Raw genomic sequence first — 14,644 nt, 5'->3', positions numbered from 1 at the left:
GCGGGGCCGCACCCGGCTACAGCAGCCATCCCATGTCCGACGAATCCCTGCTGCCCATTCTTCTGGTCCCCGACAAGCGCCTGCGCACCAAGACGCGCGCCGTGTCCAACGCCGACCTCGACACTGTGCGGGAACTCGCGCCCCGCATGCTGGCCACCATGTACAAGGCGCCGGGCATCGGCCTGGCCGCGCCGCAGGTCGGCGTGATGCTGCGCATGGCGGTGGTAGACATCCAGAAGGATGACAAGCAGGACCCCATGGTCCTGATCAATCCCGAGATCGTCGCGCAGAGCAGCGAGCTGGCGACACGGGAGGAAGGCTGCCTCTCCCTGCCGAACCAGTATGCCGAGGTGACGCGCCCCGCGCGCATCAAGCTGCGCTGGCTGGCGCTGGACGGCAGCCGGAAGGAGATGGAGGCCGACGACCTGCTGGCCACCTGCATCCAGCATGAGCTGGATCATCTGGATGGCGTGCTCTTCGTGGACCACATCTCGGCGCTGAAGCGGAACATGCTGCTGCGCAAGCTGGCCAAGGAGCTGAAGAACAAGGCGCGGGACGAGGCATGACCCGCCTGCGCCTGGCCTTCATGGGCAGCCCGGAGTTTTCCGTGCCGGCGCTGCGGGCGTTGCATGAGGCCGGGCACGAGATCGTCGCGGTCTACTGCCAGCCGCCCCGCCCCGCCGGGCGCGGGCAGAAGGAAACCCCCTGCCCCGTACACCGGGCGGCGCTGGAACTGGGCCTGCCGGTGCGGACGCCGGCCCGTGTCCGCAAGGACACCAGCGAGCATGAAGCTTTCGCCGCGCTGGACCTCGATGTCGCCGTGGTGGCGGCCTATGGGCTGATCCTGCCGCCGGCAATGCTGGCCGCGCCGCGCCGGGGCTGCCTGAACATCCATGCCTCGCTGCTGCCGCGCTGGCGCGGCGCCGGGCCGATCCAGGCCGCCATCCTGGCCGGCGATGCCGAAAGCGGCATCACCATCATGCGCATGGAGGAAGGACTGGATACCGGCCCCATGCTGCTGCGGGACAGCGTGCCGATCGGGCCTCGGACCACAACCCCGGAACTGCACGATGCGCTGGCCGCCATGGGCGGTCCGCTGGTGCTGTGCGCCCTGGCCGAGAACCCCACTCCCGTGCCGCAGCCGGAGGAAGGCGTCACCTATGCCCCCAAGCTGGGCAAGGAAGACGGGCGCCTGGACTGGACGCAGGATGCCGCCGCCCTGGACCGCCGCGTCCGGGCGCTGAACCCCTGGCCCGGCACCTTCTTCCGCCATGGGGATGAGGTCATCCGCCTCCTTGCCGCTGAGCCCGAAGCAGGCGCCGCTGGCACCGCCCCTGGCACGGTGCTGGACGGCGCGCCCCGCATCGCCTGCGGCAGCGGCGTGCTGCGCCTGACGCGGCTGCAAAGGGCCGGGCGCGGCGGCATGCCGGCCGATGCCTTCCTGCGCGGCTATCCCCTGCCGCCCGGCAGCGTGCTGGGCTGAATGCCGCGCTACGCCCTCCTGGTCGAATACGACGGCACGCCCTTCGTGGGCTGGCAGCGGCAGACCAATGGCCTGTCCGTGCAGCAGGTGCTGGAGGAAGCGGCCGCACCCCTCAACGGCGGCGTGCTGCCCGATACGGTCGCCTCCGGCCGCACCGATGCCGGCGTGCATGCCGAGGGCCAGGTGGTGGGCATCGAGCTTCAGGCCGACCTGCCGCCGGAGCGGGTGCGGGAGGCGCTGAATACCCGCAGCCGCCCTCATCCTGTTTCGGTCCTCAGCGTCGCCATCCCGCCGGAGGAATGGTCGGCACGGTTTTCCGCACGTGGCCGCGCCTATCGCTACCGCATCCTCAACCGCCGCCCACGCCCGGCGCTGGAGATCGGCCGGGTCTGGCATGTTCCGCAGCGGCTGGATGCGGCGGCGATGCACGAGGCGGCGCAGATGCTGCTGGGGAAGCATGACTTCTCCGCCTATCGCGCCGCCGCCTGCCAGGCCAAGGACGCGCTGCGGACGCTGGACCGGCTGGATATCAGCCGCTTTGGCGAGGAGGTGGTGATCCACACCGCCGCCCGCTCCTTCCTGCACCATCAGGTCCGCAACATGGTGGGCACGCTGGTGGAAGTCGGGCTGGGGCGCCGCCCGGTCTCCTGGCCGCGCCAGATCCTGGATGGCCGCAACCGCACCCGCGCCGGCCAGACCGCGCCGCCGGACGGCCTCTGCTTCCTGCGCGCCGAGTATCCTGAGCCGCTGGACTGGTGCTGAGCCTCTTGCGGCCTTGCCCTGCCGGTCGCAGGCTGGCTGCATGTCCGACCGCTTCCAGCGCATCCGCCCGCCCGGTGACGAGCACGAACGGCTGACCTGCACCGAGTGCGGCTTCATCGCCTACGAGAACCCCAAGATCATCGCCGGCGCGGTGGTGGAGGTGGAAGGCGGCGTGCTGCTCTGCCGCCGCGCCATCGAGCCGCGTGCCGGCTTCTGGACCCTGCCGGCCGGCTACATGGAACTGGGCGAGACGGTGGAGGAAGCCGCAGCGCGCGAGGCCTGGGAGGAAGCCCAGGCGCGCATCCGGCCGGACGGTATTCTGGCCGTCTATTCCATCGCGCGGATCGGGCAGGTGCAGGTGCTGTTCCGGGCGCAACTGGCGGAGCCGGGCTGGGCCGCCGGGCCGGAGAGCCTGGAGGTGCGCCCCTTCGCCTGGGACGAGATCCCCTGGGACGACATCGCCTTCCCCTCCGCGCGCTGGGCTTTGCACGAGTGGCATCGCACGCGCGGCAAGCCGCTGGGCGTGCCCGCCATGAACCCGCCAGAGGACCCGCGTGGAACGCGACCCTTGCCGGATGCCGGATTGTAGGGATGGTGAATATGGTAGTGGTGGGCGGACTTGAACCGCCGACCCCGGCATTATGAGTGCCGTGCTCTAACCAGCTGAGCTACACCACCGAACCATTCAGCGAGGCGCCGTAGCGTCTCGTGTGGGCGGCGAATTAGGCCGCCTTGTGGCCCCTGTCAACTGCCTCGGCCGTGCCCTTGATGAAGCCGCCACCTAAAACACGGTCGCCGTCATACAGCACGCAGCCCTGGCCGGGCGCGGCAATCGCCGGCGTCTGCAGCATCACGCGCAGGGAGGCGCTGGAAGCATCCCAGAAGGCCGTGGCGGGCTGTGGCATCTCACGGGCGCGCAGCTTGACCTCACAGGCCAGGGGAGCCTCTGGCGGGGCGATAAGCCAGTTCACCTCGCCCACCCGTACCTCAGGCACCGCCAGGGCGCTGCGCGGCCCCACAACCACCCGGCGGCGCGGCGCATCCAGGGCGGCGACGTAGAGAGGCTCCTCGCCGTCGCGGGACGCCATGCCCAGCCCACGCCCCTGCCCCACGGTGAAACGGGCGATTCCCTGGTGGGTGCCGAGCACCCGGCCATCGACATGCTCGATCTGGCCCGGCTGCACGGCTTCCGGCCGGATGCCGGCTACGACCTCATGGTAATTGCCGCGCGGGACAAAGCAGATGTCCTGGCTGTCCGGCTTGGCGGCCACGATCAGCCCCAGCCGCTGCGCCTCCGCCCGCACCTCCGCCTTGGAGGCGAAGCCGCCCAGCGGGAAATGGCTGAGGGCCAGTTGCTCCCGCGTCGTGGCGAAGAGGAAGTAGGACTGGTCCCGCGTCGGGTCCACCGCGCGCCGCAGCTCCGGCCCGTTCGGACCATCGACACGGCGCACGTAATGGCCGGTGGCCAGCGCCTCGGCCCCCAGGTCCTTGGCCAGTTCCACCAGATCGGTGAACTTCACGGTCTGGTTGCAGCGGATGCAGGGCACCGGGGTCTCGCCGCGCGCATAAGCATCGGCGAAATCCTCGATCACGGCGCGGCGGAACCGGCTTTCGCGGTCCAGCACGTAATGCGGGATATCCAGCCGGTCCGCGACATCGCGCGCATCGTGGATGTCCTGACCGGCGCAGCAGGCGCCCTTCTTCTGCACCGCCTCGCCATGGTCGTAGAGCTGCAGCGTGGCGCCGATGACCTCGTGCCCCTGCTCCTTCAGCAACCCGGCGACAACGGAGGAATCCACGCCGCCGGACATGGCCACCAGAATCTTCATCGGCCAGCCTCCAGCCCCATCTGCCAGAAGGCAGCCTCCAGCCGCGCCGCCTCCCCGAAGGTGGCGGACAAGGATGCGAAGCGCGCCTCCCCGCCATGGCTCACGCCCAGGGCGTCCAGGCGGTCGGCAGCCGCGCTGGCGAGCGCCTGGTAATCCGGCGAGCCATAGGTCTCGATCCAGGTCTCGTAGGGATTGCCGTCGCGCTTCCAGCCCGGATGCGCCTTGATGCGCTGCGCGATCTCGCCATAGCCGATCGTGCAGGGCGCCAGCGCCACCTCAAGGTCCAGGATGTCCCCGGCCATGCCGCGGTCCAGCACCCACCGGGTATAGGAAACGGTTTCCGGCGCCTCGGTCTCGGCCAGCACATCGGCCTCGGCCAGGCCCCACTCGGCGCAATAGCCCAGATGCATCTGCATCTCGGCCAGCAGCGAATTCAGGCCGGCGGCCTTGCTGCGCAGCGCCGGCAGGCTTTCCGCCTTGAAGGCGGCCAGCGCCTTGGCGCGGGCGAACTGGATCAGGAACAGCCAGTCCTGCACCAGATAACGCTGGAACGCGGCCAGGGGCAGCGTGCCCTCGGCCAGCCCTTGCACGAAGGGATGCCAGCAATAGGCATCCCAACGCTCCGAGCAGGCCTCCCGCAAACGATGCGTCAGCCCACCCGCCGCACCGTAGGGGGAGGCGAATGTCATGTCAGGCGTGCCGGCTGCCGGCGGGCAGCTTCACCACCAGTCCGTCCAGTTCCTCGGTCATGATGAGCTGGCAGCCCAGGCGCGAGGTCTCCTGCAGGTCGAAGGCGAGGTCGAGCATGTCTTCCTCATCCTCGGTCGGCTCCGCCAGCTTGGGGAACCAGGAGGAATCGACGATCACATGGCAGGTGGAGCAGGCCAGGCTGCCCTCGCAGGCGCCCTCGATATCCACGCCGTGACGGTGCGCGATCTCCAGCACGGAAAGGCCCAGCGGGGCCTCGACCTCGCGACGGGTGCCGTCACGCTCGATGAAGGTCATCTTCGGCATCGCCGTTTCTCTACTCCGCCGCGTCTTGGGTTACGGATCGGGCCTGACGCCAGGCGCGGCCAAGGGCCGCGGCGGCGAGGTCCACATCGGCGGGCGAGGTAAAGCGTCCGATGCCGATCCGCAAGCTTGACCTTGCCGCTGCCTCCGACACGCCGATGGCACGCAGCACGTAAGAGGGCTCCACTTCGGCCGAGGAGCAGGCCGAACCGGTGGAGACGCAGAGCTCCTCCACCGAGGCCTCCATCAATGCCTGCGCCGTCACGCCGCCCGGAAAAGCGATGTTCAGGTTGCCCGGCACACGCGGTCCACTGGCGCCATTCATCGCCACGCCGGGCACCTCCTGTTGCAGGGCGGCCCAGAGGCGGTCCCGCTGGCTGGCGATGCGCGTGGCATCCGGCGCCATCTCGGCCTTCGCCAGCCTCGCGGCCTCCCCCAGCCCGACCAGCAGCGGCGCCGGCAGGGTACCGGAGCGCAGCCCCCGCTCCTGCCCGCCACCCGAGAACAGCGGCTGCAACCGCACGCGGGGGCGGCGGCGCACGAAGAGGGCGCCCACGCCCTTGGGGCCATAGATCTTGTGGCCGGAGATGGAGATCAGGTCCGCCGGCAGCGCCCGCACGTCCAGGGCCACCCTTCCGGCACCCTGGGCGGCATCGGTGTGGAACAGCGCGCCGGCTTCCTTGGCGATGGCGGCCAGGGCCGGCAGGTCCTGCACCACCCCGATCTCATTGTTCACGGCCATGACGGAGACCAGCAGCGTCGGCACCCGCAGGGCCTCCTGAAGCACCTCCGGCGCCAGCAGCCCGTCCGGCCCCACCGGCAGCACCACCGGCTCGAAGCCTTCGCCGGCCAGGTCCCGCACGCTCTCCAGCACACATTTATGCTCGGTGGCTACGGTGATGACGCGGCGCCGCGTGTCGCCCTGCGCCGCGGCGAAGCGCGCCGCGCCCTTGATGGCGAGGTTATTGGACTCGGTGGCGCCGGAGGTGAAGACGATTTCGCGCGCCTCCGCGCCGATCAGTGCCGCGACCTCGGCCCGGGCGGCTTCCACGGCTTCCTCCGCCGCGCGGCCGAGGATGTGCTCCACACTATGCGGATTCGCGAAATTCTCTTCCCACCATGGGCGCATCGCCGCCAGCACGCGTGGGTCCAGCGGCGTGGTGGCATGGTTGTCGAGGTAAACGGGGCGATTGCTGATGGCCATGATCTTGCTATCTGGCGCGCGGGCCCGCGGGTTCAAAGGTCATGCGGCGCGGCGGGCAAGCCGGGCACGCATGGCGGCATGGACCTCCAGGAAACGCTCCGCTGCATCCTCCGGCGCGTTCCAGGGCAGCGAGACACGGATAGCGCAGCCCGCCTGCTCCGGCGCCACGCCCATGGCCAGCAGCACATGGCTGGCCGCCACCTTGCCGGAAGAGCAGGCCGAGCCGGAGGAAACACGCAGGCCGGCCAAGTCCAGCGCGATCACCTGCGTCTCCGCGGGGGCGCCGGGCAGCAGCAGGCAGGAGGTATTCGGCAGGCGTGGCGCCCCGGCGCCAATGACCGGCAGGCCCGCCCCGGCCTCGATGGCATCGCGCAGCGCCGCGAGCCGGCTGGCCGCGGCAGGGTCGGCGGCCTCCGCCGCCGCGCCGAAGCCGGCGATGGCCGGCAGCGCCTCGGTGCCGCCACGGCGCCCCCGCTCCTGGCCCCCGCCTGGCAGCAGGGCCGCCGGGTCAAGTCCCGGGCGCAGCAGCAGGGCACCGGCCCCCTTGGGGCCACCCATCTTGTGCGCGGAGAGCGCCAGCGAATCCGCCCCGCTCTCCACAAGGGAAAGCGGCAGGCGGCCAGCGGCCTGCACCGCGTCGATATGCAGCAACGCGCCATGGCGCTGGCACAGCAGCATGATGTCCAGCAGCGGGTGCAGCACGCCGGTTTCGTTGTTGGCGGCCATGGCGCAGACCAGCGCGGGAGGGCCGCTCGCCAGCGCGGCATCCAGCGCCTCCAGGTCCATCTGGCCATCCGGCTGAACCGGGATCAGCTCCAGGCCGGGGGCGGCGCGCAGCACGGCGGGATGCTCCGTCGCGCCCGCCAGCACCCGCCGGCCGGCACCGAGGCCATGGATCGCCAGCGCATTCGCCTCCGTCGCCCCGGAGGTGAAGACCACATCTCGCGGGCGGCAGCCGAAGCGGGCCGCCACCTGGGCGCGTGCCTGTTCCAGCACGCGCCGGGCCGCGCGGCCATCGCCATGGATGGAGGAAGGGTTCCCCGGCAGGTCGAGCGCCGCAATCATCGCCGCCCTGGCTTCAGGCTGCAGCGGCTCCGAGGCGTTCGCATCGAGATAAAGAGCGGTCATGGCTGCTTCTCACGCGCCTCGGCCGGCGGCATGGCGCGGCCGAGAACATGCCCGGTCACCACATCGGCCAGGGACAGATGGTTCAGGAAGAGGCGGATCTGCTCGCCCAATTCGTGCCAGAGGTCATGCGTGCGGCATGGTGCCCCGCCCAGGCAACCGGGCACCTCGCCGTCGCAGCGGGTGGCGGTGATCGGTTCGTCCACGGCCTCAATGATGGTGCCGATGGGGATCTCGCAGGCCGGACGCCCCAGGCGGTAACCGCCTCCTGCCCCTCGTGCCGAGGCCACTAGGCCAGCCCGCCGGAGTCGCGCGAAAATCTGTTCCAGATAGGCGACCGAAAGGTGCTGCGCGGTCGCGATCTCGGTCAGGCTGACCGGGCGGCATTTGCCTAGCTGTTCCGCGCTGCATGCATGGCTCTCGTCGAGGCCCGCATCTTCAGCGGTCCGTGCAGCAAGCTCGACCAGGGCCATGACTGCATATCGTCCGCGTGTGGACAGCCGCATGGCTGAACTCTTCCTTGTGCCATCCGCCAACACTCCCCTGAGCCGAAACAAGGGTTTCGAGCCCGTTCACGTGGGCGGTGCGGTAATTGTGTTATGAAATCGGCCGCGCTTTGCCTATATTGGTTCTGTGTCCGGGCGGAGGAAGCCTGCCTGGGCACTAAGGCCATCTCAAGAGTCCGATTTCAGCGATCTCGGTCGTGTTGTTGGACGCTATTAATCCTGTGCCATGTCGTCAACCGCCCGGCCCAGCGCCGCTGTGCCGTTGAAGGGACAGGATTGTGTTGAGCGCTGGCCGGGCAGGCCAGGCCTCGCATGCCGCGAGGTCGGGCATATGGTTTCCCAACCGGGCGCTGCCGCGCCCACCGTACTGGACGCAAGGGGACGATGCCTGAAGTCATGTTCGCCGGACCGGATGGCCGGCTAGAGGGTCGTTACCACCACTCTAAGCAGCCCAATGCGCCTGTCGCCTTGGTGCTTCACCCCCACCCGCTGCATGGCGGCACCATGAACAACCGGGTGGTCCATGCGCTCTACGGGCGCTTCCAGGACATGGGCTTCTCGGTCCTGCGCTTCAACTTCCGTGGCGTGGGCCGCAGCCAGGGCCGCTATGATGGCGGCATCGGTGAGATTTCGGATGCCGCCGCGGCGCTCGATTTCATCCAGGCTGTCAACCCGAATGCCTCCATGCTCTGGGTCGCGGGTTATTCCTTTGGCGCCTATGTCGGGATGCAGCTGCTGATGCGGCGTCCCGAAATGGGCGGCTTCGTCTCCATCTCCGCCCCGGCCAGCCACTATGACTTCGGCTTCCTGGCGCCCTGCCCCTGCTCCGGCCTCATCCTGCACGGACAGGACGACGAGCTGGTGCCGGAGCCCTCGGTGCGCAAGCTGGTGGACAAGCTGAACACGCAGCGCGGCATCGCCATCGACTACCGCGTCATGGAATCCGCCGGCCATGTCTTCACGCCTGAGCAGACCGAGAAGGTTGCTGACGCGACGGAAGAGCATGTGAAGACCATGCTGAACCGCACGCGGATGGCCATGGCGGCCGACTGAAGCACACGCCTCACGCGTGAAAGGAGCCGGACGGCATCACGCCGCCCGGCTTTTTTTATGCCTCGATGGGAACGAGCGGCTGATTGACGCCCGTGAGCTGCCCGCCGGCCAGCGGCCCCGGCGCCCCGGTGGTGCCGGGGAAGGTCAAGGGCAGGCCGTGCCAGACGCGGGCGGCCAGCACCCCGAAGGCCTGGGCCTCCAGCGCATCGCCGTCCCAGCCGACCACCTCCACCGGCCGCACCGGTTCCGGCAGCGCGCCGGCCAGGGCACGCATCATGGCCGGGTTGCGCCGGCCGCCGCCGGCCACCAGCCACTGCTTCGGCGGGATGGGAAAGTGTCGCGCCGCCGCGGCAACGGCGCAGGCGCAGAAGGTGACGAGGGTCGCGGCGCCGTCGGTGGGCGGCAGGTCGCAGGCGCCGGCCTCTCGCAGCGCGCGGTCGAAATCCAGGCGATCCAGTGACTTCGGCGGCGGCGCGGAGAGATAGGGGTGGGCCAGCATCCGGCCCAGCACGGCGCCATCCGGCAGGCCAGCCAGTGCCAGCCGTCCATCCCTGTCGTAATCCTCGCCCGTGGCGCGGCGGGCCCAGTCGTCCAGCGGGCCATTGGCGGGGCCAGTGTCGAAGGCAATCAACTGGCCATCCTCACCGATCCAGGTGACATTGCCGACGCCGCCCAGGTTCAGGATGGCCAAGGGGCGCGGCAGGTCCTGGGCCAATGCCGCGTGGAACACCGGCACCAGCGGCGCCCCCTGCCCACCCGCCGCGACGTCGGCGCTGCGGAAATCATGCGCCACCGGCACGCCCAGGCGGCGCGCCAGGGCGGCGGCATCGCCGATCTGCCAGGTGCGACCCTCCCCCGGCTTGCCGGCCACCGGGCGGTGCAGGATGGTCTGGCCATGGAAGCCGATCAGGTCGGCTTCCAGCGCCAGCTTCTCCACCGCCTCGGCATGGCGCTCCGTCAGGCGCTGCTCGCAGTCCAGCAGGAAGGGGTCATCGGCCGGCAGGTCCCCGGCCATGTCCAGCAGCCGCCGCAGGTCGCGTCTCAAATCAGGGTCATAGGGTAGCGTCAGGCTCGGGCCGAAGCGGCCGATCCTTTCACCATCCGTTTCTACCCATGCGGCATCCACGCCATCCAGCGAGGTGCCACTCATCAGCCCGATAGTTCGCAGCATGGCCACACTGTGCTAGGGCGGCGGCTCCGGTGGAAGTCCCCCGGGTATAAAGAATAGGTCAGGCCGTGATGAACGACTTCCTGCAAACCGTGCGCGAGCGCGGCTTCATCCACCAGGTGACGGACGAGGCGGCCTTGTACGCCCGCATGCAGCAAGGTCCTCTTCCCGGCTATATCGGCTTCGACGCGACAGCCGACAGCCTGCATGTCGGCAGCCTGATGCAGATCATGCTGCTGCGCTGGATGCAGAAATGCGGCCACAAGCCCGTCGTGCTGATGGGCGGCGGCACCACCCGCATCGGCGATCCTTCCTTCCGCGACGACGCCCGCCCGCTGCTGACGGACGAGAAGATCGAGGAAAATAAGGCCGGCATCCGCAAGGTCTTCACGCCCTTCCTGACGTTCGGCGATGGCCCCACCGATGCGGTGATGCTGGACAACGCCGCCTGGCTGGACGAGCTGAAATACATCCCCTTCCTGCGCGACTTCGGCCGCCACTTCAGCGTCAATCGCATGCTGACGCTGGACAGCGTGCGCATCCGGCTGGAGCGCGAGCAGTCGCTCAGCTTCCTTGAGTTCAACTACATGCTGCTGCAGTCCTACGACTTCGTGGAACTGCGCCGCCGCCACGGCGTCGGGCTGCAGATGGGCGGCTCCGACCAGTGGGGCAACATCATCATGGGCGTGGAGCTGAACCGCCGCGCCGATGGCGCCGAGGTCTTCGGCATCACCACGCCGCTGCTGACCACCGCCTCCGGCGCCAAGATGGGCAAGACGGCCTCCGGCGCCGTCTGGCTGAATGCCGAGCGGCTTTCGCCCTACGACTACTGGCAGTTCTGGCGCAACACCGAGGACGCGGATGTCGGCCGCTTCCTGGCGCTCTTCACCGAGCTGCCGATGGACGAGGTGAAGCGCCTGGCCGCCTTGGGCGGCGCCGAGATCAACGAGGCGAAGAAGGTGCTGGCCACCGAGGCCACCGCCCTGCTGCACGGCGCCGAGGCGGCCGCGCAATCGGCCGAGACCGCCCGCCGCGCCTTCGAGGAAGGCCAGGCGGCGGAAAGCCTGCCCTCCATCGAGGCGCCGCTGCCGGCGGCGGTGATCGACCTGGCGGTGCAGGCCGGCTTCGCCGCCAGCAAGGGCGAGGCCCGGCGGCTGATCCGGCAGAACGGGCTGCGGCTGAACGACGAGCCGGTTGCCGATGAGGCGCTGGCCGTGACGCCGGCGGATCTGCGGGACGGCGCCGCGAAGCTCTCCGCCGGCCGCAAGCGGCATGTGCTGGTGCGGCAGGCCTGAGCCCTACAGGCCAGCGGTGCCCTAGGGCGCCGCTGGCTGCCCACTCCCGAAGAGGCCGCGCAAGAACCCCGGCGTCAGCATGGACAGGGGGTTCACGGAGACATTCGGGTTGTCTACCGGGCCAGTGACCTTGAAGGCGGCGGCGAATAGCCCGCCGCCCTTCTCCGGGCTAAAGAGCCGCCCCACCAGCGGCAGGCGGCCCAGCACAGTGTTGAGTGCGTAGGCGGGCACAATGGTGCCGTCGAAGGCCAGGCTGCGCGCCACCCGGTTCATCTCGCCCTTCACCGTCACGCCCAGCGAGGGCGAGAAGGCATGCGCATCCCGCACCGTCAGGCGCTGCGGGGAAAGCGAGAACGGTGCGTTGAGGTGGGAGAAGGCCAGCCCCGGCCCCTGCACCGCATCGAAGACGCCATAAACCGTCAGGGCCTGCAGCAGCTTGCCCACCGCCGGCGCATCCAGCACCGAGAAATCCTGCAATTCGGCGGTGCCGGAGAGGACCGCATCCGGCCGGTTATTAGCCCAATGCGCGTTCACCGAGAGCCTGCCGCCCCGCACCTGATGCAACACGTCGAAGGCCGCCAGCAGCGCCCCGGCATCCTCTGAGGTCAGGTGCAGGTCTCGCCCGGCGCCGCGCGGCGTCACCGCCACATCAAAGGGCGCGTTGTTCTGCACCCGCCCTGATACCCGGCCCTGCCGCAGCGTGCCGGAGCCATCGGCGCGGATTTGCCCCTGAACGCCGGTCAGGAAGCGGTTCTGGTCCAGAAGCACACGGTCGAAGCGCCCTTCCACCACGATGTCGGCTGGCGGATCAGGGTCCGGCCTGGCCTGCGGCGCGGCCGCCAGCTGGGCCGGCTTCTCCGTGGTCAGGGCCGGCATCAGGTCCAGCACCGGCCCGCGCAGGCTGATCATCCAGGCACCGCCCTTACTTGCCGGGGCCCGGAGACTGCCGCCGAAGCGGCTGCGGCCCAGGGCCACATCCTCCAGGTCCAGCTGTTGCAGCCGGTTATCCTGGGTGAAGCTGCCACCTCCCCGCAGGCTGAGCTGCGGTGCCTCCACCCGCAGGTTCCGCAGGGAGCGCAGGTTCTCCCCCATCGCGCGGAGCTCGGCGCGTGCGGTGGCCGGCTGCCCCGGCGGCTTCCGCCAGGCCAGGGGCGTCAGGGTCATGGTGGCATCCTGCAAGTCGCCGCGCAGGTCCACGCGCGTCTCGCCGCTGCGCGGCTTCTCCATCACCGCTTCCACCGAAACCGGGCCCGCGGCGAGCCCTTCCAGGTCCAGCCCGAAGCGCTCCAGCGAGGCGATGTCGGTCCGCCCGCTGGCCTGCACCCGCTCGACCACCTGGTTCGCGGGGCCGGGGCGGAAGTCCATCTCCACGCTCAGTTTGGCCGGGATGCCGCCGACCTGCGCATCACCCGTGGCCCGCAGCCGGCCGTTGTCCACCGTCAGGTCGGCGGTGCCGCGTTGCAGGTCCTGCCCCGCCACCACATCCGCCAGCCGCAGCGCCGTCAGATGCGCCTGCACACTGACGCGAATGGCATCGGCCGGCAGATCCACCAGCAACGGCGTGGCCAGGCGCAGGGTGGCATCCAGCTGGCCACCCGGCTGCTTCAGGTCCAGCGGCCGCTTCTCGAAGAGCTTCAGGCGCGGGTGGCGGATCAGGTTCACGGCATCCGCCACCGGGCCGCGCAGCCGACCCGTGATCTCCATCTGCTCGGCATCCGTGTCCAGCGCGAAGAGCCGCACGGTGACGCCGGAAGCGTTCAGGGCCGTGCCTGCCTGCCGGCCGCTATTGGCCTGAACCAGCACTTCCTTCAGGCCCAGCCGCACGGTGCCCGTGACATTCTCCACCGGCGGCACGGGGCGCAGCCAGTGCACTGTCGCCTGCTCCACCTGCAGGGTGCCGGCGGCCTCGGTCAGCCGGAAGCCGGAAAGATCCTCCGCCGATTCCGCGGCCAGTTTGAAGTTGCCGCCGTTGGCCACGCCGGCGGTGACATTCTCCACCACCCAGTGGCGCGCATTGGCGGCGAGATCGGCGGGCCAGTAGGCGCCCAGGGCGCTCACCTCCATCCGGTTCAGCGCCAATGCCAGGTCGCCGCGCCAGCGCCCCTGGCGCAGCGCGGCCTGGCCGGTGGCGTTGATCACCGGCGGCACGCTCTGGGGCTGGCCCAGGACCGGCGGCAAGGTCAGGGCCAGCCGCTCCAGCCGCAGATCCTCGGGCGAGCCGCTGGCATGGAGTTCCATGCCCTTGAAGGGCACCCGCACCCCCGGACGCAGCGCCAGGTTGCCCTCACCCACCCGCAGGCCGAGGGTGAGCTGCGGTGAGCCGCGCTCGCCGCCGTCCAGCAGGCCATGGACATCCATCGAGACGGAGGCATTCACCAGCCCGAGCGGCGCCAGCGCCGGCATCAGCCCGGCCAGCCGCGCCGGCTCCAGCGCCGGGACCTCCAGCCTGCCTTCCACGCGCGGGCCCTTGTTGCTGGCCTTGCCTGTCAGGCGCACCGGCACGGTGCCGCCGCCACCCGGAAGCACCAGTTGCGCGACGCCCTCGCCCTCGGCGCCGTCGCGGCCCACCCGGCGCAGCGTCAGGCCGACGCCCTGCATCTGCCAGGTCAGGTGAAGCTGCCGGTCCAGGATGGTCAGCCTGCCATTGGTAATGACGATGCTGCGCAGGGCGCTGAACAGGCCGGAGCCATCCAGCAGTTCCTCCAGCAGCTTGCCGCTGGCGGGGTCGGCATCGGCCCCATCGTCCAGATGCCCCATGGCGAGGGAAACGTCGCCGTCCTGATCCCGCTCGAGGACAATGGCGGGGTCGCGCAGCGTCACCTCGGTCAGGGAGATATTGCCGACCAGCAGCCGCGCCAGGGAAAAGGAGACGGAGAGATCGGGCAGCTCCTGCCGCAGCGCCCCGGTCTCATCCCGCACCCGCAGGCCGGAGACACGCACGGCCAGGGGCGAGGCCACGCCGCCGCGGAAGCCGTCCCAGGCCAGCACGATGTCGGAGACCTCGACATTCCGTTGCAGGCCGCCGCGGGCGATCATCTGCTCCACCGCCCGCGTCAGGAACGGGACATGCATCGGCCCCTCGGCCAGCCGCCAGGACAGCGCAGCCAGGCCGAGCCCCACCACCAGCAGCAGGGCCATGGCGGCACGCAACAGCGCGCTGCAGACCCGCCCGCCCACACGAAAGGCTTGACCGGTCAGCCCCGGCATG

14 protein-coding genes and 1 tRNA gene are annotated in these 14,644 nt (G+C 70.1%); 6 read left to right on the top strand and 9 right to left on the bottom strand.

Annotated elements, in window-relative coordinates:
• Positions 1 to 32 precede the first annotated feature (32 nt).
• From def to EBE87_RS07035, 4 genes are read left to right on the top strand one after another with little or no spacing between them, the layout of a single operon-like run.
• Complete coding sequence (gene def / locus EBE87_RS07050) at positions 33 to 566, top strand: peptide deformylase (protein WP_120639941.1); 534 nt, start codon at positions 33 to 35, stop codon at positions 564 to 566.
• A 5-nt stretch (positions 567 to 571) separates the two neighbouring features.
• Positions 572 to 1,483 carry a methionyl-tRNA formyltransferase gene (gene fmt / locus EBE87_RS07045; RefSeq protein ID WP_120639948.1) on the top strand — a complete coding sequence of 304 codons (912 nt, stop codon included), beginning with the start codon at positions 572 to 574 and terminating at the stop codon, positions 1,481 to 1,483.
• Positions 1,484 to 2,245 (top strand): tRNA pseudouridine(38-40) synthase TruA, encoded by a 762-nt coding sequence (truA, locus tag EBE87_RS07040; protein ID WP_120639942.1) that lies wholly within the window; start codon positions 1,484 to 1,486, stop codon positions 2,243 to 2,245. It begins immediately after the preceding gene.
• Between the two features lie 40 nt (positions 2,246 to 2,285).
• Complete coding sequence (locus tag EBE87_RS07035) at positions 2,286 to 2,834, top strand: NUDIX hydrolase (protein WP_120639943.1); 549 nt, start codon at positions 2,286 to 2,288, stop codon at positions 2,832 to 2,834.
• Positions 2,835 to 2,846: 12 nt separating this feature from the next.
• Here EBE87_RS07035 and EBE87_RS07030 read toward each other — a convergent pair.
• The 7 genes from EBE87_RS07030 to EBE87_RS07000 form a co-directional block, all read right to left on the bottom strand.
• Positions 2,847 to 2,923 (bottom strand) — tRNA-Met (locus EBE87_RS07030).
• Between the two features lie 44 nt (positions 2,924 to 2,967).
• Positions 2,968 to 4,074, bottom strand: coding sequence for a tRNA 2-thiouridine(34) synthase MnmA (gene mnmA / locus EBE87_RS07025; RefSeq protein WP_120639944.1), 1,107 nt, complete (start codon positions 4,072 to 4,074; stop codon positions 2,968 to 2,970).
• Positions 4,071 to 4,763 (bottom strand): TenA family protein, encoded by a 693-nt coding sequence (locus EBE87_RS07020; protein WP_120639945.1) that lies wholly within the window; start codon positions 4,761 to 4,763, stop codon positions 4,071 to 4,073. Before EBE87_RS07020 ends, mnmA begins: the two co-directional genes overlap by 4 nt.
• Before the next feature lies 1 nt (position 4,764).
• Entirely contained in the window at positions 4,765 to 5,088 is a 324-nt protein-coding gene (locus tag EBE87_RS07015; protein ID WP_120639946.1) for a ferredoxin family 2Fe-2S iron-sulfur cluster binding protein, read from the bottom strand.
• Positions 5,089 to 5,098: 10 nt separating this feature from the next.
• Positions 5,099 to 6,289 (bottom strand): cysteine desulfurase family protein, encoded by a 1,191-nt coding sequence (locus EBE87_RS07010; RefSeq protein WP_120639947.1) that lies wholly within the window; start codon positions 6,287 to 6,289, stop codon positions 5,099 to 5,101.
• A 39-nt stretch (positions 6,290 to 6,328) separates the two neighbouring features.
• Complete coding sequence (locus EBE87_RS07005) at positions 6,329 to 7,417, bottom strand: cysteine desulfurase family protein (protein WP_122139942.1); 1,089 nt, start codon at positions 7,415 to 7,417, stop codon at positions 6,329 to 6,331.
• A complete protein-coding gene (locus EBE87_RS07000; RefSeq protein ID WP_199707558.1) occupies positions 7,414 to 7,920 on the bottom strand; it encodes an Rrf2 family transcriptional regulator in 507 nt (168 codons plus the stop codon). The genes EBE87_RS07005 and EBE87_RS07000 overlap by 4 nt, the downstream gene beginning before the upstream one ends.
• A gap of 384 nt (positions 7,921 to 8,304) precedes the next feature.
• On the opposite strand from EBE87_RS07000, the gene EBE87_RS06995 reads away from it, so the two are divergent.
• Positions 8,305 to 8,973, top strand: coding sequence for an alpha/beta hydrolase (locus EBE87_RS06995; protein WP_120639263.1), 669 nt, complete (start codon positions 8,305 to 8,307; stop codon positions 8,971 to 8,973).
• Positions 8,974 to 9,028: 55 nt separating this feature from the next.
• On the opposite strand, the gene EBE87_RS06990 is transcribed toward EBE87_RS06995, so the two are convergent.
• A complete protein-coding gene (locus tag EBE87_RS06990) occupies positions 9,029 to 10,141 on the bottom strand; it encodes an anhydro-N-acetylmuramic acid kinase (RefSeq protein ID WP_199707560.1) in 1,113 nt (370 codons plus the stop codon).
• Between the two features lie 71 nt (positions 10,142 to 10,212).
• Between EBE87_RS06990 and tyrS the strand changes: the two genes are divergently transcribed.
• Entirely contained in the window at positions 10,213 to 11,436 is a 1,224-nt protein-coding gene (tyrS, locus tag EBE87_RS06985) for a tyrosine--tRNA ligase (RefSeq protein WP_120639265.1), read from the top strand.
• Between the two features lie 21 nt (positions 11,437 to 11,457).
• On the opposite strand, the gene EBE87_RS06980 is transcribed toward tyrS, so the two are convergent.
• A complete protein-coding gene (locus EBE87_RS06980) occupies positions 11,458 to 14,643 on the bottom strand; it encodes a YhdP family protein (RefSeq protein WP_120639266.1) in 3,186 nt (1,061 codons plus the stop codon).
• Between the last annotated feature and the right edge of the window lies 1 nt (position 14,644).

This window comes from Teichococcus wenyumeiae (assembly GCF_003696345.1).
GTDB classification, from domain to species: domain Bacteria; phylum Pseudomonadota; class Alphaproteobacteria; order Acetobacterales; family Acetobacteraceae; genus Pseudoroseomonas; species Pseudoroseomonas wenyumeiae.
Note: the sequence above shows the minus strand (reverse complement) of the source record. Positions and strands in the feature narration are given on the sequence as shown.

Excerpts from the sequence above, each read along its gene's own strand:
- mnmA (WP_120639944.1), bottom strand. The coding sequence starts at position 4,074 with ATGAAGATTCTGGTGGCCATGTCCGGCGGCGTGGATTCCTCCGTTGTC.
- EBE87_RS06995 (WP_120639263.1), top strand. The coding sequence starts at position 8,305 with ATGCCTGAAGTCATGTTCGCCGGACCGGATGGCCGGCTAGAGGGTCGT.
- EBE87_RS07005 (WP_122139942.1), bottom strand. The coding sequence starts at position 7,417 with ATGACCGCTCTTTATCTCGATGCGAACGCCTCGGAGCCGCTGCAGCCT.
- EBE87_RS07015 (WP_120639946.1), bottom strand. The coding sequence starts at position 5,088 with ATGCCGAAGATGACCTTCATCGAGCGTGACGGCACCCGTCGCGAGGTC.
- EBE87_RS07010 (WP_120639947.1), bottom strand. The coding sequence starts at position 6,289 with ATGGCCATCAGCAATCGCCCCGTTTACCTCGACAACCATGCCACCACG.
- EBE87_RS06980 (WP_120639266.1), bottom strand. The coding sequence starts at position 14,643 with ATGCCGGGGCTGACCGGTCAAGCCTTTCGTGTGGGCGGGCGGGTCTGC.
- def (WP_120639941.1), top strand. The coding sequence starts at position 33 with ATGTCCGACGAATCCCTGCTGCCCATTCTTCTGGTCCCCGACAAGCGC.
- EBE87_RS07020 (WP_120639945.1), bottom strand. The coding sequence starts at position 4,763 with ATGACATTCGCCTCCCCCTACGGTGCGGCGGGTGGGCTGACGCATCGT.
- truA (WP_120639942.1), top strand. The coding sequence starts at position 1,484 with ATGCCGCGCTACGCCCTCCTGGTCGAATACGACGGCACGCCCTTCGTG.
- tyrS (WP_120639265.1), top strand. The coding sequence starts at position 10,213 with ATGAACGACTTCCTGCAAACCGTGCGCGAGCGCGGCTTCATCCACCAG.
- EBE87_RS07000 (WP_199707558.1), bottom strand. The coding sequence starts at position 7,920 with ATGCGGCTGTCCACACGCGGACGATATGCAGTCATGGCCCTGGTCGAG.
- EBE87_RS07035 (WP_120639943.1), top strand. The coding sequence starts at position 2,286 with ATGTCCGACCGCTTCCAGCGCATCCGCCCGCCCGGTGACGAGCACGAA.